This window comes from Desulfopila sp. IMCC35008 (assembly GCF_010646885.2).
In the GTDB taxonomy this organism is placed as follows: domain Bacteria; phylum Desulfobacterota; class Desulfobulbia; order Desulfobulbales; family Desulfocapsaceae; genus Desulfopila.
In genome coordinates this window covers 4,952,872-4,979,860 of the sequence record NZ_CP050700.1, presented here as the reverse complement: position 1 = coordinate 4,979,860, position 26,989 = coordinate 4,952,872, and the positions used below count along the sequence as shown (strand labels likewise).

Here is a 26,989-nt window from a genome sequence, read left to right as displayed (position 1 = left end):
GGCACATCGGGATTTGCTGTTATACCAAAAGAGTCTTTTTAAGCCTCAGGGGACCTGACGAGAGTATGAATGTAAATAATCTGTAATAAGGAATTTATAGGACAAATATGGCAGAGACGGATATCGCAATTATCGGAATGCAGTGTCGCTTCCCCGGTGCCGCTTCGGTGGATGACTACTGGCGCAACCTGCGCAACGGCGTGGAGTCTATCCGGCGTTTCACTCCTGATGAGCTACTCGAAGCCGGGGTTGATCCCAAACTCTCGTCAAAGCCAGGCTATGTCGCGGCCGGTTCGGTTTTGGATGGTATTGACCTGTTCGATGCCGGTTTTTTCGGATATACCGCCACCGAGGCGGAGCTGATGGATCCCCAGCAGCGGTTCTTTCTTGAGACTGCTTATACGGCTCTGGAATATGCGGGATACGGACCTCGTCAGGTCGAGGGAGTTGTCGGGGTGTACGGAGGCTGTTCGTCAAGTACCTACATGCTCCACTGCATCATCCCAGATCGTGAGCGTCTCGGTCCTCTGGCCTATTACCAGGCGGTCAGTCTCAATGACAAAGATTTTCTCGCCAGCAAGGTTGCCTATAAACTTGATCTCACCGGACCGGCAATCAATGTGCAGACCGGTTGTTCCACCTCTCTTGTGGCGGTCCATCTGGCTTGCCAGGCACTGCTCGGCGGTGAGTGCGATGTGGCCCTGGCCGGCGGGGTGTCAATAAGTGTACCGCAGACCATGGGGTATCTCCATCAGGATGGAATGATCTTTTCCCCGGATGGTCACTGCAGGCCTTTTGATGCACGTGCCCAGGGAACTATCGGTGGCAGCGGTGCAGGACTGGTTGTATTGAAACGGCTCGACGATGCCCTTGCAGATCGTGACAGTGTTTATGCGGTGATCAAGGGCTCGGCTGTCAACAATGACGGTGCAGTCAAAGTTGGCTACATGGCACCAGGGGTGGACGGTCAGACCGCGGTTATCCGTGAGGCTCTGACCATGGCAGATATCGATGCGACCACTATTTCCTATGTGGAAACCCATGGTACTGCAACGCCTCTGGGTGATACGATTGAGATCGCGGCCCTGATGCGGGCCTTTCGAAGCAGCGGCGGACATGAAAAACATTGTGCCCTCGGTTCTGTCAAAAGTAATTTTGGTCACCTCGATACCGCAGCAGGTATTGCCGGCTTGATCAAGACTGTTCTGGCACTCCACCACGGTGAAATTCCGCCCAGTCTCCATTTTGAGACGCCAAATCCTGATATCGATATGCAGGCAGGACCATTTTTTGTCAATACCCATCTCAGGGATTGGCAGGGCATTAATGGGATTCGCCGGGCCGGAGTCAGTTCATTTGGTATCGGTGGCACCAATGCCCATCTCGTGCTGGAAGAAGCTCCGCCGTTATCAACCACCAGAAGAGACAGCGCACCTCAATTGCTTGTTGTTTCGGCAGCGGGAGAGGAGGAACTCAGAAGGGCTGTTGATAACCTAGGACGGCACCTCAAAAACGAGGAGAACATCAACCTGGCGGACGTTGCCTATACCCTCCAGGTTGGCAGAGAGCATTATTCATATCGCCGGGCCCTGGTTTGCACAGACAGGGTAGGCGCAATAGCCCAGCTCGAAGAGGCCGGAGATAGAGAGTCTGCGGTGCTGCCTGTGAGCAGTGACGGCAGACAGCCGGAGGTGGTTTTTCTTATATCGGGCACGACTGTTTTATCTCCCGAGATGGGACAGCTGCTCGCTGCGGAATTCCCACAGTTTCAAAAGGAGATAGAAAACTGTCTTGATCAGCTGCCGAAAGAGTTACGCGAACAATTACGTAGTGTTCTTTTTACCCGCACAACGTTGGCGCATTTGCAACAACAGGCTCTCTTCCTTCTGGAATTTTCCCTGGCCAGTCTTCTGGTCAACTGGGGGATAGAACCGGTTGATTGTGTTGGTGTCGGAGTCGGACAGGCCGTTGCGGCTTGCCTTAAAAAAGAGATGAGCCTTGAAGAGGGGATGGCTTTGGCGGTTGAGGCGGTTTTACACCCCCTCAGAGTTGATAATGAGTTGCCGGTTACAGATACTGTAATACCAGGGGAGATTGTGGTACTGTTCGGCTCTTTTTCAGAAAAGGAGGTCAGCGAGCTTTGGCACCTGCAGGGTGAAAAGGAGGTTGTCAGCGTTGTACCTGCTATAAAGAAGGATCAGGTTGTGTCCGGGATACTGGCTTCCCTCGGAAAACTCTGGTGTTCTGGTGTCTATGTTGACTGGCAACGTTTTGGTGATGGTCAACAGCATCAACGTATTCCCCTGCCTGCCTACCCTTTTTCCAGGCAACGCTACTGGTTTGAACCATTGTCACAGGTCGTGCCTGAGATGTTGCCGACCACCCGTTTATCACTGCAGGACTGGTTTACGCTGCCGACCTGGAAACGATGTGTATTGCCTGCCGGGGCAGGTGATGATAAGCCCTGGCTTCTGTTTGGGGAACAGACCCCCCTGGTCAAGGCTCTGGTAGATGAGCTGCGCCAGAATGGTAATCAGGTCTTCCGGGTCAGTGCTGCGGAAAAGTTTCAGGTGGATGGGCCGAATACCTATGGTATCCGGCCGGATGAACCACATGATTATGTTCGCCTTTTTTCGCATTTGGGGGCAGCGTGGCCTCAATTGCAAAGGATGGTCCACCTCTGGTCCATTGCCCCGCCTCCCGATCTCACCGGGCAGGAGCTGTCACGGCAGCATCGATCTTTGACTTTTTCCAGTCTGCTGTACCTGGCGACGGCCTGTCAGCCACTGCTCAATCCAACTGTCTCTCTGGTTGCGGTAGGGAGCGGGCTTCACGATGTTAGCGGAAATGAACACCTCGATCCTGCTTCAGTCCCCTTATTGGCCGCAATTCGGGTGATTCCCCAGGAAATTCCGGCAATCCGTTGCCGTAGCATCGATCTGGAGACTACGGCTGCTGTTGCGGAGTCGGCAGAACTGCTGGCGCGGGAATTGAGGCGCCAGGATGTCACCTGTAGTATAGCCCTGCGCGGAGGACACCCCTGGATGGAGTCATATCAGTCGCTTTCCCTGCCTGCCGCCGCTGGGGGAACGACCAGCAAAAAGGGTGGCAGTTATCTCCTGATTGGTGGGTTGGGCCGTCTTGGCCTGCATCTGGCTGAACATCTTGCAGTGACCCGGGAAGCGAAACTGGTCCTGCTCAGTCGTTCAGTAGAAAACATTTCCTCGTCCCAGCAGTCACGACTGCAACGGATTCGCGAAAAGGCGGCGGTGCTTGAGATTGTTGAGGTTGATGTCACCGACGGGCCGGCCCTCGAAAATGCCCTGGCACATGCCGAGGAGCAGTTTGAAGGCCTTGATGCCATCTTTTACCTGGCTGGTGTGACCGGCAGCGGGTCTCTGGCACCCCTGGCTGAATGCACCGAAAAGCTGCTGGAAGGTCACTTTCAAGCCAAAGTCGATGGGGTGGCTGCGCTGGCTGAGGCGGTGCAGGGGCGTCGGGTTGGTTGCTGCATTCTTTTTTCCTCGCTTTCCGCGTTGCTGGGTGGTGTCGGCTTTGCAAGCTATAGTGCGGCCAATCTTGCTCTTGACGCTTTGGTTCATGAACAGAACCTGAGGTCGGATATACCCTGGCTTACTATAAATTGGGATGGCTGGGCCGACGATACAAATGAGTCGGTAGATTTTCTGATTCGACCTCAGGAAGGTATGGACGCACTTGAACGACTGCTGACCGCATTACCGAAAGGGCAGGTTCTTGTCTCTACACGGGATCTTGGTATGCGGCTGAAAGAGGCCAGGCTCTCTTCAGTTCTTAACGCCCCTGGTACTGCCAGCTCACCGGCCCGTCACCAGCGTCCCGCTCTTGACGTTGCTTACAGTATGCCTTCGGGGGAGGTGGAAGAGGTGGTAACGCAGGTCTGGCAGGATATTCTCGGACTTGCTGAGATTGGCCGTCATGACGATTTTTTCGATCTAGGCGGCCACTCGCTGCTGGCCATCCAGGTCGTAGCGCAGCTCAATGATCGTTTCCACACCACCCTTCCTGTCCATATCCTGTTCGAGGAACCGACTGTTGAAACTCTGTCTCAGAAACTCTGCCAGGCAATGGTTGAAGCGGAAGGGGAACTGGATAAGCTTTCACGGATGCTCGATAAGGTAGAAGAGATGTCCGAGGAGGACCTGCAGGCGATCCTGGACGGCAAAGAGGACTTTTGATGAATATCCTACAGCAACGACTCTCGAAACTCTCCCCAAGACAACGTCAGGTTCTGGAAGCAGCGTTGCGCAAGGCCGGGCAGCAGGTGCCGACAGAGTTGGCTGATGTTTCATCCGCCGCTGAACCGGCGCAAGACGTGATCAGTAAAGCGCAGCTGCTGCAGGATAAGGTACCTGCAGCAATAGAGGTCAAAGAGAAGACACAGCAGTTTTACACCACTATCAGTCGGCAGCTTAACAGCAGCCTTTATAGACAACATGCCCGGTTCCTCAATATCGGTTTTCTGGATGACGGCTCACCGACTGAGCGGGTGGTTGAATTGCCTGAACGGGTCATCAACAGGGCTTGCGTCAATCTGGTGCTGGAGATGGTCGGAGGATCCCCGCTGGAGGGCGTGGAGCTGCTTGATGTGGGCTGTGGTCGAGGCGGTACCATTGATACCCTGGCAAACCTTTTTCAACCTGAACGCTTGACGGGCATCGACCTTTGTCGCGAGGCGATTACCTTTTGCCGTGACAATGCACCTGCGGATCAAGCCCATTTTCTGGTTGGAGATGCCGAACACCTGCCGTTTCCGAATCGCAGTTTTGACTGTTTGACCAATCTGGAGTCGTCTCATAATTATCCGGAGATCGATAGCTTTTACCGTGAGGTCGCACGCGTTCTACGGCCTGGCGGCCGTTTCCTCTACAGCGATATTCTGCCCCGGGAGAAGAAATCACGCAGCACCGCATTTCTGAGGGATCTGGGCTTGCAGCTCATGCTTGACAGGGATATTACTGCTAATGTCCTGCTCTCCTGTCGGGCGACAGGAGACGTTCACCTGGGCGCATTTCCGCAGGCCAATGACCAGGAGATGATGAGCGATTTTCTCGGTCTGGAAGGTTCCCGTGCCTTTTGCGACATGGAAAAGGGAATTGATATCTACTTCATTCAGCACTGGGAGAAGGTTCATGGCCGCTGATCATCAGGACCATACCTCTTTGATGGACCGTCTGAGCCGTCTCCCTCCGGAGAAGCGCCGGGCCCTGGAGAAGTTGATCATGGCAGAAAAGATGGACTCGAACCGGCTGGAGATAGCGGTGCAGTCGCGAGACGGTCGTTCATTTCCCCTGGCACTCTCGCAGCAGCGCTTGTGGTTGCTGGCAAAACTCGATTCACAAAGCTCGGTTTATAACGTTCCATGCCATCTTCGACTGCATGGGTCATTAGACCATGAGGCCCTGCGGGGGGCGCTCGATGCCATTATCAGTCGCCATGAAACTCTTCGCACTCGATTTCCCGTAGAGGATGGTGAACCTGTACAGATAATCGAACCTCCTTCCGGCCTGGATTTACCGCTTGTTGACCTGGGTGGTCTGTCGATCGAGGAAAAGGAAGAGGAGGTTCTTCGTCGGGTAAAAATCGAGGGTCAGCAAACCTTCAATGTCGGGACGGGGCCGCTTCTGCGTGCCTTCCTGCTGCGGTGCAGTGATACGGATCATGTCTTACTGCTCACCATGCATCATCTCATCAGTGACGGATGGTCAATGTCGATCCTGTTGCGTGAACTGAGTCTCTTTTACAATGCCATGCTGGAAGGCAGGAATGCTGTTATTGAGCCGCTTACCATCCAGTATGCCGATTATGCTGTGTGGCAGCAGAAATGGCTGACGAAAAAGAGGTTGCGGCAGCAGACTGATTACTGGCGTAACCAGCTGGCGGGTGCACCGCCTCTCTTGACACTTCCCTGGGATCGGCCGCGACTGCAGCGACAAAGCTATCATGGCGCCACCTGTCATTTTGAGCTGGACCAAACCGTAACGGCTGCCCTTCAGCGAGTCAGCAGGCAGACCTCTACGACCATGTTCATGGTCAGCCTGGCCCTTTTTGCCGTTATCCTCAACCGCTTCAGTTCTCAGGACGATCTGGTCATCGGCACCCCGGCCGGCGGGCGCGGCCGTAAAGAGATAGAGTCACTGATCGGTTTTTTCGTTAACAGTCTGGCTCTGCGTATCCGTTTTTTCCCGGGGATTTCGTTTTATCAGCTGTTGGGGCGGTTGAGTACTACTGCCCGCGAGGCATACGCTCACCAGGAAGTTCCCTTTGAGATACTGGTGGAGGAGCTACACCCTGAGCGTAACCCATCTTTTTCGCCGATTTTCCAGACCTGGTTCGTCTTTCGTAACCAGACCCCTGAGGAGGCTCCTCTCACAGGGCTGAGACTGAGTCCCCTGCAGAGCGACAGTCATACCGCAAAATTCGATCTTACCCTGTTCCTGGCCGAGGAGGAGGGACAGCTCAGGGGTGGTTTCGAGTATAACCGTGACCTGTTTGACAGTGACACCATCGGACGGATGTGTCTTCAGCTCCAGCGCCTGGCTGCTCAGGTTGGGGAAAGCTCGGATATACCCTTGGAGCGACTCGCCCTTGAACCGCTGCCACACTATCCTGCCATTGATAAGAGGCCACGCTCCGCCATGCTTCCCCTGTCTTACCACCAGCAAAGGCTTTGGTTTATCGACCGATTCGAGCGGGGAAACGTTTATCCGCACAGTCCTGTTTACCACAACTTCCCCCTGTTGATAGAGGTTGAAGGCCGGTTGGAAAAACAGCGTCTGCAAACATCCCTGAACAAGCTGAGTGGCCGCCACAGGTTGCTGCGAACACGTTTTGAAACCATCGAAGGAGAGGTGCACCAGCTGATCGAGCCTCAGGCGGAGATTGCTTTGCATCTTGAAGAACCCGCAGATACGCTGTCGATGGGAGAGCTTGTTGAACTCGCCTTGGAAGCGAACCAGCATCCTTTTGATCTTGAGCATGCTCCTCTGGCCCGGGCGGTGCTCTTTTGCAACGCAAATCAGAGCCTGCTGCTGGTAAGTGTCCATCAGATAATCTGTGATTTGAACAGTCTTGAGCTGCTGGCCCGGGAACTGGCTTCATTTTATGACGGCCGGGAACCGGTCTCCATGGATAATGTACCGGATTACGGTGATTATCTCCTCTGGCAGCTTCATTTGCCCGCCACGGTCATTGAACCTCTTTTCTTGCACTGGCGTTATCAGCTGCGGGGCAAGGTGGAGCCATTGTTGCTGCCTACCGACAGGCCCAGGCCGCCGGTGCACACCTTTCGTGCCGGTCGTATTCCATTCTGCATGAAGAGTACGGAAAACGATGCGATTGCCAAACTTGCCAAGGAGAGTGACCTGCCGGCGGAGACCCTGCTCCTTGCGGCCCTGCTGATTCTATTGCAGCGATATACCGGCCAGGAGGAGATTGTAATAGGACGACAGGCGGGTTTGAGGAGTCGGCCGGGATATAATATGTTTGGTCCTCTTGCCAACCTCCAGGTGCTGCGTTGTCGACCATCTGAGAAACTCTCGTTTTTAGAATTCTGTGCTCAATTGGATAGCAAACTTCTAGCCGATCAGGCATATGAAGAGATGCCTTTCGACCTGTTGGTACAGAAACTGCAGCCGGCCAAAGACATGAGCCGAACTGCCCTGTTCGATGTCCTCTTCACCTGTTGCACTGCCCGGGAGATGCCAGCAATGGCGGGACAGGCGAGCCGGCTTCTTCAGACCGGTATCGGCCACGGGAAGTATGATCTGCACCTGGCCCTCTCAAGGCAGGGACATGAGTTGCAGGGAAACCTGGTGTTTAATCGTGACCTCTTTGACGAGGCGACCGCCAGGCGGTTGAGCGCTCATTTCCAGAGGCTGTTACTCCAGCTCGTTGGCCGGCCTCAACGGGCCATTAGTGCGGTCGAATTACTCGATTCAACGGAACGTGGCGAGCAGCTCAGCCAGTGGAGCGTCACCAGTGCGAATTGGCCGCAGCAGTCGACCCTTAACCAGTTGTTTGCCGCACAGGTCGCAGCCAATAGTGAACATATTGCCCTGTCTTGCGGTTCGGAGCACTTCACCTATGCAGAACTGGAAGAGCGGGCCAATCGATTGGCCCATCTTCTCAGGGACAAGGGTGTCGGTGACCAGGAGCTGGTGGCTTTGCTGTTGCCAAGACAACCCGAGCTTATCATTGCCATCTTGGCGGTGCTCAAGGCTGGTGGGGCGTATTTACCCCTTGATCCTGAGTTGCCGGTTGAACGGTTGAGGTTCCTGCTTCAAGACAGCGGTGTCGGTTATCTGATCAGTAATCAGGATCTCGACGAGCGACTACCAACAGCGGGAGTTGAGCGTATCAGGGCTGATGACCCGCTGCAGGAAAAAATGACATCCACACCGCCTGTTTGTAAAGTGTTGCCGGACAACCTCGCCTACTGCATCTACACCTCCGGGTCTACGGGTCAACCCAAAGGGGTGTTGGTTGAACATCGCAATGTGGTGCGCCTCCTTTTTAACGATAACTCACTTTATGATTTCGATTCCAGTGATGTTTGGACCCTGTTTCATTCCTGCTGTTTCGACTTCTCGGTCTGGGAGATCTTTGGAGCCCTGCTCACCGGTGGCCGTCTTGTCATGGTTTCACGTCAGCAGAGCCAGGATCCTGCGCTGTTTGCCCAGTTGTTACTGCAGGAGGGGGTTACTGTACTCAATCAGACTCCGGGTGCTTTTTATCAGTTGAGCGAAGAGCTGCTCAACCATAAGACTGCCGATAATGTGCAGACGGCCCTGCGATTGGTAATATTCGGTGGCGAGGTGCTGACACCCCAGCGAATTCTTGCCTTTGCCCAGGACTTCCCAGCTGTGAGGTTGGTCAACATGTATGGTATTACCGAAACAACGGTACATGCTACTTTCCACGAACTGGGCAGGCAGGATTTCTCTGCAACGATCAGTCCCATTGGCAGGCCAATCCCAACAACCTGGATCTACCTGCTCGACCAGCAGGGCCGGTTACTGCCAAAAGGCGTCTGCGGTGAAATCTGGGTTGGCGGTTCCGGTGTGGCTCGAGGGTATCTCAACCGGCCTGAGCTCAATGGTGAGCGTTTCCGGCCGGATCCATTCCGTCCCGGAGAGAGGGTTTACCGCAGCGGTGATCTTGCCCGCTATCTGGTCGATGGGAGCCTGGAATATCTGGGGAGGATGGATCAGCAGGTCAAAATCCGCGGCTATCGCATCGAACCGGTAGAAATCGAGGCCAGGCTGTTAGAACATCCGGCAGTTACTGGCGGGGTGGTTGTTGCGCTGGATGGTGGCGGTGGTGATTATCAGTTGGTGGCTTATACCTGCTGTCGACAGAGCGTGGCCGCTGCCGAATTGCGTGATTGGCTGGCAGAGATCCTTCCTGCCTATATGATTCCCGGCCGTTTTGTTTTCCTGGAGAGAATCCCCCTGACTGTAAACGGTAAGATCGACCGAAAGGCCTTGCCGCAACCTGCTGCTGGTGATGACGGCGATGTTGTTCCGCCTTTTGGGGAGGTTGAGGAAGGCCTGGCAGAGATCTTCAAAGAGCTGCTGGGGGTGGTTGAGGTCAGCCGTCTCAGTAATTTTTTTGAGTTAGGTGGCCACAGTCTTCTGGCCACCAGGCTGGTGTCGAGAATCCGTATTCACTTCGAGATTGAGCTGCCGGTTCAGGCTGTTTTTGAACACCCTTCTTTGGCCGGTTTGGCAGGTCGTATCAAAAGGTCACACGGTTTCGAGTCTCAGATGTTGCCACCGCTTGAGCAGGTCGATCGGGACCAGGTCATCAAAAGATATGGAGGATTGCCGCTCTCTTTTGCCCAGCAGAGGCTATGGTTCCTCGACCGGCTGGTGCCCGGTAACCCTTTCTATAACTGCCCTGCAGCACTGCGGCTGCAAGGCAGGATCAAACGGCAGCAGCTCAAAAAGGTCTTTCATGAACTGATCAGGCGTCACGAGACTCTTCGCACACGTTTTCTTGAGCAGGATGGTCATCCGCTGCAACAGATTGATTCGCCGCAGCCGCTACCGCTTGTATTCCATGATCTGAGCAGTCTTGAGCCTGAAGAACGGTTGGAACAGGCCCGAATTCTGGCCCGAGAGGAGGCAGCCAGGCCTTTTGATTTGAGTAATGGCTTCCTCATTCGGGCAGTATTGATCCGGCTGGCGGACGAGGATCACCTGCTGCTCCTCACCCTGCACCATATCATTTCCGATGGCTGGTCTCTGGGAGTCCTCCACCGCGAAATGACTCTGCTCTACCAGGCCTTTGCCGGGAACCGGCCTTCGCCTCTGCAGGATTTGCCGGTCCAGTATATTGATTTTGCCGTCTGGCAACGGAGTTGGTTGAGCGGTGCACGCTACAGTGAACAACTCGAATACTGGAGGCAGCAGCTTCATCACCTGACCGAGCTGGAGTTACCCACAGACCGGCCACGGCCGAAGCGGCTGAGCTACCGGGGAGAAACCATGAAGGTGTGTCTCCCGGCCCGGTTGCTTTGTTCTCTCGAGGAAGTGTCCAGCCGGCATGGTTCTACGCTCTATATGACGCTGCTGGCAGCTTTTATGACGCTGCTCAGTCGTTTCACCGGGCAGCAAGATATTGTAGTCGGTTCACCCATAGCCAATAGAAACAACAGTGCGATCGAGGACTTGATCGGCTTTTTTGTCAACACTCTGGTACTGCGTGGTGACTTATCGGGTGACCCGCTTTTCAGCGAACTGCTTGCTCAGGTGCGCCAGACCGCTCTTGCTGCCTTTGCCCATCAGGATATCCCTTTCGAACAGCTGGTTGAAGAGTTGCAGCCGCCTCGCCGCCTCAATCAGAACCCGCTGGTGCAGGTAATCTTCGCTCTTCAGAATGGGCCCGCGTTTCAGGGGGGAATTCCTGGACTGGAAGTGAGCGCCTGGGAAGAAGAAGCTGATTCGGTACGTTTTGATCTGGAGGTCCATTTGTGGCCGGAGGATGGTGACTTGGTTGGGCGTTTCATCTATAACCGGGATTTGTTTGATGCGGTAACCATCGGACGGCTGGTAAACCATTTCCACACCATGCTTGACGGAATAGGAGAAAAGCCGGACACCAGGCTATCTGCTTTACCGATGCTGGGACGAGAGGAAATCAAGCAACTCAAGCTGTGGAGTGGGCGTGATACCTCCTATCCGGCGGAAGCCACACTGGCCGATCTCTTTCGGCACCAGGTGGCAGAACAGGAAGGGACGATTGCCCTGCGCTGGCAGGGCGGTTATGTATCGTACGGAGAGCTGGCCAGGCAGGCGGAAGCACTGGCCGCAGACTTACGGAAATGTGGCGTAGGGCCTGATGTGCTGGTTGCAATAGCCATGGAGCGATCACCCCAGATGATCACGGCCCTGCTTGCAATTGTACTGGCCGGTGGTGCCTATCTTCCCCTGGATCCGGCTGCCCCCGCCGAACGGCATGCCGCAATTCTTGAGCAGGCCGACATCGGCGCGGTGATCGTTGACCAGTCTCTGGCGGCAATGCTGCCGAAACTCGCCGTCTCTGTCTTTGCAGCAACCCCGACAGGGGGCATTGTCTGTACTGATATGGCATACAATCAGGAAGCAATCCCTGTCCCCGCCACCTCCCTGGATCTTGCCTATGTCTCTTTTACCTCAGGGTCCAGTGGTGTCCCGAAAGGTGTTATGATCACCCAACGGGGAGTCGTGCGCCTGGTCAAGGGGACATCATATGCCGATTTTTCTTCGGACCATGTGTTTCTCCAGGCCTCACCTCTCGCCTTTGATGCTTCTACCTTTGAGATCTGGGGGGCTCTGCTTAACGGTGGATGTCTTGCCCTGCTTCCTGCAGGCAGGCCTTCCCTGGCCGAGTTGGGACGCTGCATATGCGAGATGGGTGTAACAAGCCTATGGCTTACAGCAGGTCTCTTCCATCTGCTGGTGGAAGAGGGTATGGAGTCTCTTGCGGGAGTGAAGCAGTTGCTGGCGGGCGGTGATATCCTCTCTTCCCGCCATCTAAAGATGGCCCTGCAACAGTTGCCAGACTGTCGGCTGATCAATGGTTATGGGCCGACGGAGTCTACTACATTTACCTGCTGCCATACCATCAGCGAGAATGATTGCAGACGTTCTTCCATCCCAATTGGCAGGCCAATTGATAACACACGGGTTTATATTCTTGATGAGTCACTGCAGCAGGTGCCAGTCGGCGTGGCAGGGCAACTTTGTATTGGCGGCGACGGCCTGGCCCGAGGTTATTTGGGTAACGCAGAACTGACTGCCGCTTGCTTTATTGTCAACCCTTTTGCCAATCAAGACCATTCACCCAGGCTGTATCTCAGTGGCGATCGGGCGCGGTTTCTAAATGATGGCAGCATTGAGTTTCTAGGCCGTCTTGATCAGCAGGTCAAAATCCGAGGTTTCCGCGTTGAGCCGGCAGAGATTGAAACGCAGCTACGGACCCATCCGCTGGTTGCCGATGCCCTGGTACTTCCTCATTCCGCAGGAGCAGGAGATAACGCAGGAGCAGGAGACAAGCAGCTGAGCGCCTGTATCGTCGCTCACCAGGGTATGAGTGGTGTCGATGCCCTTGGCAATACCTGGCAACAGGACCATTTGCAGCACTGGCAGCAACTCTATGAAGAGACCTATGGTGAGACGCCACAGACCGCAGGGACCGATCCTGACCTTGTTGGCTGGAACAGCAGCTACACCGGTGAGGCAATTCCTGTTGAAGAGATGCATCAATGGCTCGATATAACGGGTGAAAAGATATTAGATCTTCAACCGCAGCAGGTGCTGGAGATAGGCAGCGGCACCGGTATGATCATGGCCTATGTGGCCCCCCATTGCCGGACGTATCTGGCGACGGATTTTTCTACCCAGGCCGTACAAAAGCTGGAGCAGATGCGCGGCAGTCGTCCCCAGTTGGCCAGTGTGGACATCAGGGAACTGCGGGCAGATCAGCTGGAGATGCTTGCACCCGCTGTTTTTGATACTATAATCCTGAACTCGGTTGTCCAGTATTTTCCGAGCATCAATTATTTTCAAGATGTTCTGCAGCATCTCAGCCAACTGCTGGCTCCTGGTGGATATCTCTTCCTCGGCGACCTGCGTAACTTCAGGCTGCTGCGAACCTTCCATCTCTCACTGGAGCGGTATCATGCGGAGTCTTCCGGAGGGACAGTTACTGTTGCTGATCTTCGACGGCGGGCCACTCGTGCTGTGGCGGCCGAGCGAGAGCTGTTGGTAGATCCTGAGTTCTTTCTCGACAACACCTGTTGTGGTGGCCTGGAACTTCAGGGAATGATGCCCAAAGGCGGTGGCTATGACAACGAGTTAAGCCGCTTTCGTTATGATCTGCTGTTGCGTAAGCCTGGCAAGCCTTTTGAGGCTGTGAGGCCTGTCGTGCTCGATTGGCATCACCAGGGCAGGACCTTTGAAAACCTGGCAAGCAGGCTTACGGGAACAACTGAATCATGTCTGGCGGTGACCAGGATTCCAAACCCAATCCTCGGTCGGGAGCGGAACGTGGAAGAGCTTATCGGCCGCGCCGACCCCAATAGCTCGCTCATCGAGATTAGCGAAGGATTATCGAAGGTTTCGTCTGAGCTGCCGACCCCTGCAGACCTACATAAACTTGCCGCTGACAAGGGGTGGAGGTTGCGTCTTTTCTGGCCAGAAGGGAGCTATGAAAATCTCGAACTTGACGCCATTTTCTATCGACCCGAGACGTCGCCGCCATTGGCCTGGCCACCTGTACGGAGCAAGATTTTCTCCCACAGTTTGCAGAACTATTGCAATAATCCCCTGTTGGGAGAACTCTCGAGAGTGCTGGTGCCGCAGCTGCGTGTTCATCTGGGCAAACACGTACCCGATTATATGCTTCCTTCTCATTATACGGTTCTTGAGCGTTTTCCCTTGACCACCAACGGAAAGATAGATCGAACTGCCCTTCTTGATCCTGTGTGGTCGTCGCCTGAACGGCGCACGCCTCCGGCCGAGCCGCGGACATCGACGGAAGAGCAATTGGTCGCTATATGGCAGGAGGTCCTCAATCTAAACGAGATCAGTATCCATGACAATTTCTTCGATCTTGGCGGTCACAGCCTGCTTGCCACGCAGGTAGTTTCCAGAATTCGCAGGATCTTCGGGCGGGAACTGGCAGTGCGGCAGGTATTCGAGGCTCCGACTATTGCCTCCCTGGCAGCTGAGCTTTCTCTGGCAGCGGAACAGCAGTCTGTAAAGATAACGCGCCGACAGGGAACTATCGACCCGCCACTCTCCTATGCTCAGCAGCGGCTCTGGTTTCTTGACCACCTCGAACAGGGGGAGGGGTATCTCATGCCTCTCGCCCTCGGATTGAGTGGTTTGCTTGATATTGATGCCCTCCGGAAGAGTCTGGCCGGTATCGTGGCTCGCCATGAAGTGTTGCGGACGCTTTTTGATCAGCGCGACGGTGAACCCTTCCAGCGGATTCTTCCAGCCCTGGAGATACCTGTCCCACTCGATGATATCGCAATGCTTCCTGAGCATAACAAACAGGAGCAAGCCAAGAAATTGATGGCGGCCTTTTTTGCCGAACCCTTTGACCTGAGTTGCGGACCACTCTTACGTGCCCGGGTAATCCGTTTCAGCGATGAGGAGCATCGGCTCTTACTGGCCCTGCATCATATCGTCGCAGATGGCTGGTCTCTGGGGGTGCTGACCCATGAACTGGCAGAACACTATCGCAGTAAGACTCTGGGACAAGTTGTTTCGCTGCCCCCGCTTTCCATCCAGTATGCTGACTACGCCTGTTGGCAGAGAGCATTTCTCCAGGGAGAAGAGCGGCAGCGGCAGTTGGCCTATTGGCGACATCAGCTCGAGGATTTCAGCGAATTGCAGATGGCAAGCGACTTTCCACGGCCTGAGCGGCAGACGTTTCGTGGCGCCCGACTGCAAGTGCACATTTCCAAGGCTTTGCTGCGGGAATTGGAACATTTAAGCACCAGGGAGGGCTGTTCCCTTTTCATGACCCTGTTGACAGGGTTCATGATTCTGCTCAGTCGTTTCACCGGCCAGGAGGATATCGTGGTCGGATCACCAATTGCCAATCGCCATCGACAGGAACTGGAAGGACTCATCGGTTTTTTCGTAAACACCCTGGTGCTGCGTGGTGATATCAGTGGTACGCCGAGTTTTAGTGAGTTGCTGGCACGTGTTCGGCGAATGACTCTTGACGCTTATGCCCATCAGGATATCCCTTTCGAACAACTGGTTGAGGCTCTGCAACCGCAGAGGCGTCTCGACCGAAATCCTCTTTTTCAGGTACTTTTCGCCCTGCAGAATGTCCCTCTTGGTGACCTGGAACTTGAGCAATTACGGCTTGCGCCAGTGGAGCCGGATAACCTGGCCAGCCGTTTTGACCTGGAACTTCATTGCTTCCAGGAAGATGCAGGATTGCGGGCCGAATTCATATACAATCCTGACCTGTTCCGGGCAGCGACCATCCGTTGCCTGGCAGACCATCTGCTTCATCTGCTGAAAACTCTGGTGGCAGCACCGCACGTGCCTCTGGTCGCGCAGAACCTCATCAGTCCTGAAGAGGAGGCTCAGCTGGCCGACTGGAATGCGCTGTCCCATCCGGCTGAGTCTGCCGATACTGCCCTTAGGATCGAGGAGCTGTTTGCAGCCGCGGTAAGGCACAGCCCTGAAGCTCCGGCCCTGGAGTGCGACGGACAGGTCCTCAGTTATGCACAGCTGGACAGGGCTGCAGAGCAGATAGCCCGCCAGCTGCAGGGGGCCGGTGCTGGGGCTGAGGCGAGGGTGGGGGTCTATTGTGATCGTAGCCCCGAACTCATCATTGCCCTGCTTGCCATTCTAAAAAGCGGCAGCTGTTATGTGCCCCTAGATCCCTCCTATCCGAGGGAACGGCTGGCCTTTATGCTCCAGGATGCCGAAGTCAGTATCGTGGTAAGCCGCAGGCAGTTCAGGGATTCCCTGTCGGGGCTGCTGGACGGTGAGGAACGGACGATCCTCTGGCTCGACGACCAGCAGGAACATGAGCCAATGGCACCGCTTTCCCAGGCGGGGAGCAGCAGCGATCTCGCATATATCCTCTATACTTCCGGCTCCACCGGTCTGCCCAAGGGGGTGGCCATCGAACACCGCAGCGTCGTCGCCCTGCTCGACTGGGCCGGTCGAGTCTATAGCGAAGATGAGCTCTGCCGGGTGATGGCCTCTACCTCGGTCTGCTTCGATCTCTCAGTCTTCGAGATCTTCCTTCCCCTGAGCCGTGGCGGCTGTGTGGTGCTTGTGGAAAACGGTCTGTCGCTGAAAGATAACAAGGTATCGGTGAGTCTGATCAATACCGTGCCCTCGGTGATGACCGAACTGGTCCGCCATCGGGCAATCCCGGAGACAGTGCGTACCGTCAATCTGGCGGGTGAGCCGCTCAAGGGGGCTCTGGTCCGGGAAATATTCGCCGTCAGCGAGGTAGAGGCGGTTTATAATCTCTACGGCCCGAGCGAGGACACCACCTACTCGACCTGGGTGAGGCTGGAGCGTGGCTTTAGCGGCGAGCCCACCATTGGAGTGCCGATCAGCCAAACGACCGCCTCTGTCCTGGATTCCCGATTACGGCCGGTGCCCATCGGTGCTGCCGGTGAACTCTGTCTCGGTGGTGCAGGGCTTGCGCGAGGGTATATCAACCGGCCGGAGCAGACGGCCGAGAGTTTTATCGCAAATCCCAACGGAGCTGGCCGGCTGTATCGAACCGGTGATCTGGTGCGCTTTGCAAGTGATGGCCAGCTGATCTTTCTGGGCCGGCTCGATCATCAGGTGAAACTGCGTGGATACCGTATCGAATTAGGGGAGATCGAAGCTGTCCTGGTCGGCCATCGGGCAGTGAGTCAGTGTCTGGTAACCACCCGGCAGCTTGGTGATGAAGTGCAACTCATCGCCTATGTCGAGAGCGGCCTGGAACCCCCATCCTCCAGTGATCTCCGCACTTATCTGGGCAGGACCCTGCCGGGGTATATGATCCCGGCACGCTTCGTGTTGCTTGAGCAGCTGCCTCTGACCCCCAACGGCAAGATCGACCGCAACCGTCTCCCTGAGCCCTCGGAGCGAGTGCCGGCTGCTGTTGAAACTGATGACCAGGCACCATATCCTGGCAGGGAAGAAGAGATAGCCGAGATCTTTGCCGAGCTGCTCCATCTCGTATATGTGGGGCGGCACGACAATTTTTTTGAATCAGGAGGACACAGTCTCATAGCTACCCGACTCATTTCCAGGCTACAGGAAAGATATGCCGTGCCTCTGCCGCTGGCCTTGATCTTCGAGGCTCCGACGCTTTCTGAGCTTGCCAGACGTATCGATTCGGCCATACGCTTGTTCAAACAACCCCTGGATGGCGTGGCGGATGATGAAGAGGAGATTACGCTTTGAAATCGATCACTGCATTCATGGAGGTTCTCGACAGCAAAGGCGTGAAGCTCTGGGTTGCGCAGGGGCAGTTGCGTTGCAGGGCTCCAAAAGGAGTCCTGACCGAGGAGTTGCGTGTTCAGCTGTCCAAGCACAAGGCCGCCATTCTGTCTCTTTTGGAAAGGCCTGTTATTCCGGTGAGCTCAAGGGACTCTGATGTACCGCTCTCCTTTTCCCAATTGCGGCTCTGGTTTCTTGATCAGCTGGAAGGTTACAACTCCGTCTATAATATGTTTTTTGCCGTGGAACTTCAGGGCCCGCTTGATTATCCTGCCTTGGAGCGGGCTCTTAACGGCGTGGTTCACAGGCATGAGATTCTAAGGACCTCTTTTCCCGATCGCTCTGGGGAGCCCAGGCAACAGGTGTTGCCTTTGCTTACTCTGGCACTGCCGCTTACTGATCTCACCTCTTTATCGCATGAAGAACAAGCCAAGACCGTTCAACGTCTGAGCGACAATGAGGCCCAGCTTCCCTTTGATCTCAGCTGTTGCCCTCTATTGCGTGCTCGTCTTCTGCGTTGCGACAATTATCGCCACGTATTGCTCGTCTCTATGCACCATATTATATCGGACGGCTGGTCTGTGGGTGTAATGGTGCGAGAACTGGGCACGTTATATACAGCTTTTGCCGCCAATAAGACCGCGCAGCTGCCGGATCTGCCGCTCCAGTATGCGGATTTTGCGCTCTGGCAACGGCACCGATATGCCAGGGGGGCGATGGCCGGTCAGATAGAATATTGGCAGCAGGCCCTTAATTCCATTCCTCAGTTGTTGCAGCTGCCACTCGACGCACCACGACCACCGATTCAGACTTTCAACGGGGCAGTGGTCCGCTTTCAACTTGAAGGGCAGCTCAGTATGGATCTGCATGAGCTCAGCCTCAAAAAAGGGGTAACCCTGTTCATGTCCATGCTTGCCGGATTTGGCCTGCTGCTGCATCGTTTGAGTGGCCAGGATGATCTGGTGATCGGCTCACCTATTGCCAACCGTAATCGTGGCGAGTTGGAGGGGTTGATCGGATTTTTTGTCAACACCCTGGCCCTGCGCCTCGACTGCTCCGGTGATCCTTCTTTCAACGAGTTGCTTGAGCGGGTGGCGCGAACTGCGCGTAACGCCTATGATCATCAGGATCTCCCTTTTGAACACCTGGTCGAGATCCTGCAACCGGAACGCAGCCTCAGCCATTCCTCAGTATTCCAGGTGATGATGATCTTCCAGAATACTCCGGAGGAAGAACTCGAACTGGGGCCGCTCTCCATCCGGCAGCTGGAGCAGTCGCGGGTTACGGCCAAATTCGATTTGACTCTCACCCTGGCTGAAGGAAAGGAAGGCCTGGCAGGCGAGCTGGAATACAACCGTGACCTCTTCGAAGCGGAATCGATAGAACGGTTGGCCGCTCAGCTGCAGTGGCTGCTGCTGCAGGTTGTGGCTGAGCCGGAGAAACGTCTCTCTCGATTTTCGCTGGTGGGAAAGGATGACAGGGAATATCTCACTCAATGGAACGCAACCACCGCAGATTTCCCGGCTGATGCCTGCCTGCACGAACTGATTGGGGTACAGACGAGGAGTGGTCCGGAGCGGATAGCCGTGGAGTGTGATGGTCGTTACCTGACCTATGCCGAACTCATTAACAAGGCCGATAAGCTGGCTGCCCGACTTCGACATTATGGTATAGGGCCTGGAAAACTGGTAGGGATCTGCCTGGAGCGGAATCTGGATCTGCCGGTGGCACTGCTCGGCACCCTCATCGCCGGTGGAGCTTATCTTCCATTGGATCCTGGATTTCCGGCCGAGCGTTTGGCCTATATGCTGGCTGACAGCCAGGCCCCTGTATTGCTCAGTGACTCTTCCCTGGCCAAAACTCTACCCACCGGAGATTGGAGACTGCTCTTGCTGGATCACGAACCTGAAGACGCAACAGGGCTCACATTTCCGGATGAACAGGGGAGCCGGAACAAGGTCACAGCAACAGATATTGCCTATGTTATTTACACCTCCGGCTCCACCGGTCGACCCAAGGGGGTTATGATCGAGCATCGTTCCCTGGTGAATTTTTTATCCTCTATGGGTAAGGTGCCTGGATGTGGAGAGGACGATCGTTTCCTCTCCGTGACAACTATCTCCTTTGATATTGCCGCCTTGGAACTGTTCCTGCCTTTGCTTAAAGGGGGGCGGGTAATTCTTGCCAATCGTGAAGACACTACTGACGGTTATGCCCTTCAGCGGTTGCTTAAGACGAGGAAGGTTACGATCATGCAGGCCACGCCCGCGACCTGGCGGCTGTTGCAGCTCAGTGGCTGGCACCCTGATTCACAGTTGCGTATTCTCTGCGGTGGCGAGGCCATGGCAAGCGAACTGGCTGACTACCTGCAAAGTGGCGGTGGTGAGGTCTGGAATCTCTATGGTCCCACCGAAACCACGATCTGGTCGGCTGTTTATCGTTTTGGCAGTCGCACCCGGTTGTCTCACAACGGTATAGAGCCCATCGGGCGGCCCATCGACAATACAACCATTTATGTCCTGGATAGTATGCTGCAGCCGGTCCCTTTAGGTGTTGTCGGTGATCTCTATATCGGGGGGACAGGTCTGGCAAGAGGCTATCATAACCGCCCGGAACTCAACGTCGAACGATTTATCCCGGACCCTTTTTCAACGGTTACCGGAGCAAGATTGTATAAAACAGGTGACCTGGCCCGTCTTGCCGGCGACGGGCAGCTCGAATTCCTCGGCCGTAATGACCAGCAGGTGAAGCTTCGTGGATTTCGCATTGAGCCCGGTGAAATCGAAAACACCCTGCTTCTGCATGAGGAAGTGGAGGGTGCGGTAGTCCACCTTTGCTGCGATCAGGAAGGGGAAGAACGCTTGGTTGCGTACCTCATACCGAACTGGACCGAGACCAGGGATGATACGGAAACAGGGAGCCAGCAGCTGGAGCAGTGGCAGGAGATCTGGAACACAGCTTATGATGAGGCAGACGATGCGGTTGCGTCAGATCCGACCTTTGATCTCAGTGGATGGACCAGCAGTTATACCGGGCTGCCTATCCCAGATGAGGAAATGAAGGAATGGCTGCAGCGCTGCGTGGCCCGTATCAGTGCGCTTAAGCCCCAGCGGGTATTGGAAATCGGGGTGGGGAGCGGCATGCTTCTGGCCCGGCTCGCCCCGGGGTGCAAACGCTATCTTGCCTGCGATTTCTCCTCGGAGGCCCTTGATCGGATCGATCGACTGCGGAGCAGAGACAAAACACTTGCCCATGTCGAGCTGCGTCAAGGTGCAGCTCATGAGTTGGCTGATCTTCCTGCTGCTTCATTTGATACCCTGGTGCTCAACTCAGTGATCCAGTATTTCCCCAATGCAGAATACCTGCTGGGAGTGCTGGCACAGGCCTTGAAACTGGTATGTCCGAGCGGTGCAATCTTTTTGGGTGATCTGCTTGATTACACCAAAATAGAAGATTTCCATACCTCGGTGCAGTCTTTCCGAGGTGGCGCGGACTGTACTGCAGAAGAGCTTAAACGCCGCGTTGCCGAGGCTGTGGACCGCGAGGAAGAGTTGTTCGTCGACCCTGCATTTTTTCCTGAACTGGCGGCACGCCAACCAGTGCTGGCCGGTGTCGATATTTTGCCCAAGGAAGGCCTCTATTTTAATGAGATGAATGGTTTTCGCTACGATACGGTGCTCCATCTAAACGATGTGCCCATCACCACCACCCCGAACGATATCAAGGCCCATTCAGAGCTGTATCTCAATTATTTTAACAGGCCCGGCCAGAAAGCCAGGCAGGAGAAGCAAAGTACTTTACTGGTCGATCGTGTGCAGCGGTATCTGATCGATTGTTTGCCGCAATATATGCTGCCCTCCGGTTTTGTGTTGCTGAGTCAGTTTCCTCTGACCCCCAACAGAAAGATTGACAGGGCAGCCCTGCCGCCCCTTGAGGAGGCCGTCCAGATCTCCGCTGGCGAGTACCAGGCACCTGCAACCCGGCTGGAGAGCACTCTTGCCCGAATCTGGTCTGAACTGCTGGGGTGCGAGCAGGTCAGTGTGCTGGATAACTTCTTCGCCTTGGGTGGGCATTCGCTCCTTGCTGCCCGGGTAATGGCCCGTCTGCGCGAGGAGCTGCAGCGTGAGCTGAATGTTCGGCTGCTTTTCGAATATCCGACAGTTGCCCTCCTGGCCGGACATCTTGAGGAGCAGGCTATCGCTCCTGCGGTATTTCAGCCCATTAAGGCAGGTAGAAGGACTGTACCCCTGCCGCTTTCTTTCTCTCAGCGACGGCTCTGGTTTTTGGATCAGCTTCTCGGGGCGAACCCTTCCTACAACATGCCAGCCGTGTTTGAGCTGCGTGGCGATCTGCGCGAAGATCATCTTCAGACGGCGCTACAGATGCTGGTGGACAGGCACGAGTCGTTACGGACTGTTTTTTCTGCTGTCGACGGTCATCCGCAGCAAAACATTTTCGAGTACTGCGAGGGAGCCCTTATTCATGTCGATCTCAGCAGTCTCGATGATGCTGAAAGAGAGAAGGCCGTGCGGCAATTGGCAGAAGAGGAGGCGGCGCAGGCCTTTGATCTTGCCCAGGGACCGCTCCTGCGAACGAGCCTGATTCACCTTGGCCCATGTCACCATCTGCTCCTGCTGACCATGCATCACATCATCTCCGACCTCTGGTCCATGGGAGTGCTGATCAATGAACTGGCTCTTTTCTATAACGGTCTTATTGTCGATCAGCCTCCGGATATGGCTCCTCTTCCGATACAGTATGCCGATTTCGCCATCTGGCAGCATGAACAACTCCAGGGGATGCGGCTGGAGCAGCTCGTGGGCTACTGGAAAGGACAGCTCGAATCAATTCCTCCCTGTCTGGAACTGCCCACTGACCTGCCGCGGCCACCGGAACCTGAATATGAAGGAGGGGTTGAACGATTTCACATCCCTCTCACCTTACACCGGCAACTGCAGACAGTAATCAAATCGGCCGGGGCAACACCATTCATGCTGTATCTTGCAGCCTTCGCTGTGCTCCTTGGTCGGATCAGTGGTCAGCAGGATGTGGTTATTGGTACACCTGTGGCTGGGCGTGACCAACAGGCCCTGGAAGGCCTGATCGGTTTTTTCATAAATACATTGCCTCTGCGAATCAATCTCGGCAGCAACCAGGACTTTATAACCTTGCTGCAGCAGGTGAAGGAGACTGCCCTTGAGGCCTATGCCCACCAGGATCTTCCTTTTGAGCTCCTGGTGGAACAGTTACGGCCGGAACGGAATCCGTCCCACAGCCCAATTTTTCAGGTGATGCTCTCCTATCAGAATGTAGAGCTGCGTCAGCCGGAGTTTACAGGTTTACAGATTGCAAGTCTCGAACAGGAATATCAGGCCGTCAAGTTCGATATAGTTCTCTTTCTCAGTGAAGGTGATCATGGAGTGGAGGGTGAACTGAAGTATCGTACCGATCTCTTTTTTAAGTCTACCATGGCTCGCTGGTGTGAGCGTTTCCTTGTGTTCCTTCAAGGGGTGGCTGATGATGCACAAAGGATGATCAGCAAACTTCCCCTTGAGACCGCTTCCGCACGTCAGCTGTTGCGCACCTTCAACAAAACAGTGGAGCCATCGCAACGGCCTGAAAATCTTCTCCACTTGCTCGGTCGTGCCGGGCAATGCTACTCCCAACGGCCTGCCCTGACCTGGGACACGGGAGCCATGACCTATGACGAAATGGGGCGGCGAGTGCGGGTTGCAGCCAGCTATCTGCGGGCCAAAGGGGTCAGACGTGGACATGTTGTCGGCTTGTACCTGGAGCGCAGTCCGGCACAGGTTATCGGCGTGCTGGCCATTCTCAAGAGTGGTGCAGCCTATCTCCCCCTCGATCCGCAACTGCCACAGCAACGGTTGCAGGTCATGATCAGTGAAGCGAAGGTGGATGCGGTGCTGAGCCAGGCCGAGTTGGAGCAGACTGCTGTGGAATTCGTAGACAGTGAAAAAATACCGCTGTTGATTATGGAAAAGGCGCAACAGGAACCTGATCCGGCAGAGGTGTGTGAGGCCCCCTGTCGATCGGAGGACCCGGTCTGTGTGCTCTACACCTCAGGTTCTACCGGTCGGCCCAAAGGAGTAGTGATTACTCACGGGATGATCTGCAATTATCTTCGTTGGGCGGAACAGCAGCTCCTTCTCGAACCAGATGATGTGATTCTTTTCAAGACTCCGCTGGGGTTTGATCCTTCTCTCTGGGAGCTGTTTGCCACCCTGACCAGCGGGGCTCGCCTGGTGATTGCTGAGCCGGACGGTCAACGACGACCGGATTATTTGTTAGCTATGATCAGGCGTCACCAGGTCACTCAGTTGCGCCTGGTGCCGACTCTTTTGAAAATGTTGCTGGAGGATGGGCGTCTTGGCGAATGCAGCAGTCTGCGCCGAATTCTCTGCGGTGGCGAAGTTCTGACAGCTGAGCTGGCCGCACACCTGCATCAGACTATTGAAGTGGAACTCTATAACCTTTATGGCCCTACCGAGGCCTGCATAAATGCCACCTGCTGCAAAGTTGAGCCTGGGGCTGCACGGGTTGACATTGGAAGACCCGTCAGTAATGTCACGGTTCGTCTCCTTGACGGTCACGGTGATGAGGTCCCTCTCGGCAGTATCGGGGAAATCCATGTCGGCGGCGCCTGTTTGTCCCCTGGTTACCTCAATCAACCTGAATTGACAAACCAAAAATTTGTGTCTACCCCCTTTGCCGAGGGGCGACTCTACCGAACGGGTGATCTTGGCCGGTTCCTTGATGACGGCAGTATCCTCTTCTCTGGCCGCAGTGATCAGCAGGTCAAGCTGCGCGGTTACAGGATCGAGCTGGAAGAGATTGAGGCTGTTTTGGAAAAGCTGCCGGAGATCAGTAGCGCAGGTGTAACTGTACAGCCCGATTCTTCAGGAGAGCCGGCCCTGACCGCCTATCTGGAGGTCACCCCAACGCCACGGCTTGAACATGTACAGCTGATCTTGGCAAAATATCTTCCTGACTACATGAGGGTTGGTCGTTTCATGCTTGTTGAAAAGCTGCCGCGTGGCATAAACGGCAAGCTCCTGCGTCGACAACTGTCCGAGCTGGAGGCAATATCCTTGATACCACAAGAGCAATCAGCAGGCGAGTCTTTCACCGAGGATACTACCGAGATGCTTATTGCCCGGTTGATGGCGGAGCTGCTTGACGTAGAACAAGTAAGAAGAGATGATAATTTTTTCACTCTGGGTGGACATTCTCTCTCGGCCACCCGGCTGTTTGCCCGCCTCCGCCGTCATTTAGAAAAAGAGATCCCCTTGCGGTGGCTTTTTACTGCTCCGACGCCAGCCGGTCTGGCAGCTTTAGTTAACCAGAATTCGCAGTCTCTAACCAGTCTCAACACGCCGCAACTAAAGAAAAGAGAGCGTGTCGGTCAACGACCAACAACAAAACAATCCATATTGGAACGAAAACCCTATGTCGAATAAACGAACCTGCGTCATTCGTCTGCTTAATATGCCTTTCGCCGCCCCGGATGTCCCCTCCCTGGCTCTGACCCAGCTGAAGACCGTCCTCCGGGATGTCCACGGTACGCAGGTACAGGTGGAAATTGTCTATCTCAATTACGACTTCATCCACTTTCTCGGTGGTCATGAGGCATACCAGTTCATCCTTGGTATGGAAGGGCTGGTTTCAGGATTGGGGGACTGGTTCTTTCGCCAGGCGGCATTCCCTTGGCTGGAGGACAATAGCGATGATTATTTCCGGCGTTATCATAACGGTGGTGATGCTCAATCGGCGCAGATTCGTCGGACTATTCGGGAGAAGAGGCTCCAGCTCTCGTCCTTTCTGGACGAACTGATCGACCGTTATCATTTAGCTGAGGCTGATCTTGTAGGTTTTACCTCTTTGTTCAGTCAGAATGTGTCATCTTTTGCCATGGCTCGAATGCTCAAGGAGCGCAAGGCAAACATTATAACGGTCATGGGCGGTCCGAACTGTGAGTATCCAATGGGTGATGCCATCGCCCGCAATGTTGAGGCGATCGATTTCGTTTTCGGTGGGCCGGCCCTGGAAAATTTTCCCAGGTTGGTCGGCCACCTGATTGAAGGGCAGCCAGAATCCTGTCAGCAGCTTGAAGGAGTTTTCAGTTCTGTGAATCCGCGGTCTGCACAGAACAAGACAGGTGAACCGGTTGAACGTGGTCCGGAGCGTGATTTTGAGCATCTTGTTGATCTCGATTATGATGATTTCCTTGAGGCCTTTGACCGACATTACGGTACGACCACCCTCGAGCCCACTCTGCTGTTCCAGACTTCCACCGGCTGCAGTTGGGGGGAGCGCTGTCAGTGCAGTTTTTGCGGGGTGAATGGGGCCTCCCTCAGGTACCGTCACATGAGCCCGGAGCGGGCCCGGGAACAGTTTGCTGTCCTGTTCGACCGTTATGGTGATCGCTGCAGGCGTTTCGATGGTGTTGACAATATCGTTCCCCGGGTCTATCTGAAGGAACTTTTTCCCCATCTCGAAGCCCCCGGTGGTGCACTGCTTTTTTACGAAACCAAATCTGATCTATCGCTGGAGGAACTGAGAGTGCTCTCGCGGGCGGGGACCAAGTTCGTCCAACCGGGCATTGAGGCTCTGTCAACGCCACTGCTCAAATTGATGCGGAAAGGGACCAGTGCATTCGGCAATCTGCGTTTTCTTAAAAACTGCCTGCTCAGCGATGTCTATCCATTCTGGAACCTGCTGGTTGGACTGCCCGATACTGACGAGGAGGTATATCTGAAATATCTGGAGGATATCCCCACGCTGCATCACCTGCCGCCACCGACCGGGGCCTACCCGATCCGGTTCGACAGATTTAGCCTCTACTTCAAGCAGGCCGTTGAGTATCAACTAGATCTGCATCCTTACGATTTTTATGGATTAACGTATCCTTTTGATGAGGAGAGCCTGTCTCAATTGGCCTATTTCTTTGCTGACCACAACAGCCGGGCCGAATACGCCCTGCAGTTGAGTCGTTGGCTGCAGCAGTTGAGAGAGAAGGTTACGGCCTGGCTCAACAGCTGGTACGCGCCGGAGAACAAGGAGCGGCCAAAGCTCCATTTTCTCGACGAGCAGCAGGTCTTTGATTCGCGCTTTGATGCTGGACGCACAATTGTGTTACGTGCGGAAGAGGCTGTTCTGCTCAGGCGGCTTGAGCAACAGGCCGGATGTGAAAAGCTCATCGTCGAATTTGGTTCCGGGATAACGGCGGCCCTCGAGGCTTTGCAGAAGCACCGGCTGCTGTTCAAGGAAGGGGAACTGTTTATGAGTCTTGTGGCAGCGAGTAATCCACCGACAATGACCTGCGATCTGACCCTGGCCCTGAAACAGGTCGAGAAAAAAGCTGCAGTGTCATCTGCTGTTACTCCTGGCACACCAGACGTAATAAAGCGACTGCCACGACGCGGCCGCAAGGTTGAACGACCTAATTGAGAGCAACCGGGGCG

5 protein-coding genes are annotated in these 26,989 nt (G+C 54.9%); all 5 read left to right on the top strand.

Features of this window, described 5'->3' with window-relative positions; translation table 11 throughout:
- Window positions 1-107 precede the first annotated feature (107 nt).
- Genes GA520_RS21270 through GA520_RS21250 form a run of 5 tightly spaced genes read left to right on the top strand, consistent with a single transcriptional unit; the run spans window position 108 to window position 26,975 of the window.
- Window positions 108-4,217 carry a type I polyketide synthase gene (locus tag GA520_RS21270; RefSeq protein WP_163340947.1) on the top strand — a complete coding sequence of 1,370 codons (4,110 nt, stop codon included), beginning with the start codon at window positions 108-110 and terminating at the stop codon, window positions 4,215-4,217.
- Window positions 4,217-5,182, top strand: coding sequence for a class I SAM-dependent methyltransferase (locus GA520_RS21265; RefSeq protein WP_163340949.1), 966 nt, complete (start codon window positions 4,217-4,219; stop codon window positions 5,180-5,182). The genes GA520_RS21270 and GA520_RS21265 overlap by 1 nt, the downstream gene beginning before the upstream one ends.
- Window positions 5,172-17,471: a non-ribosomal peptide synthetase gene (locus GA520_RS21260; RefSeq protein WP_304511256.1), complete on the top strand. Its 12,300-nt coding sequence runs from the start codon at window positions 5,172-5,174 to the stop codon at window positions 17,469-17,471. Before GA520_RS21265 ends, GA520_RS21260 begins: the two co-directional genes overlap by 11 nt.
- Window positions 17,468-24,985, top strand: a complete 7,518-nt coding sequence (locus tag GA520_RS21255; protein ID WP_163340977.1) for a non-ribosomal peptide synthetase — start codon at window positions 17,468-17,470, stop codon at window positions 24,983-24,985. Before GA520_RS21260 ends, GA520_RS21255 begins: the two co-directional genes overlap by 4 nt.
- On the top strand, window positions 24,975-26,975 hold the full coding sequence (locus GA520_RS21250) for a RiPP maturation radical SAM C-methyltransferase (RefSeq protein WP_163340979.1): 2,001 nt from the start codon (window positions 24,975-24,977) through the stop codon (window positions 26,973-26,975). Before GA520_RS21255 ends, GA520_RS21250 begins: the two co-directional genes overlap by 11 nt.
- Window positions 26,976-26,989: the final 14 nt, after the last annotated feature.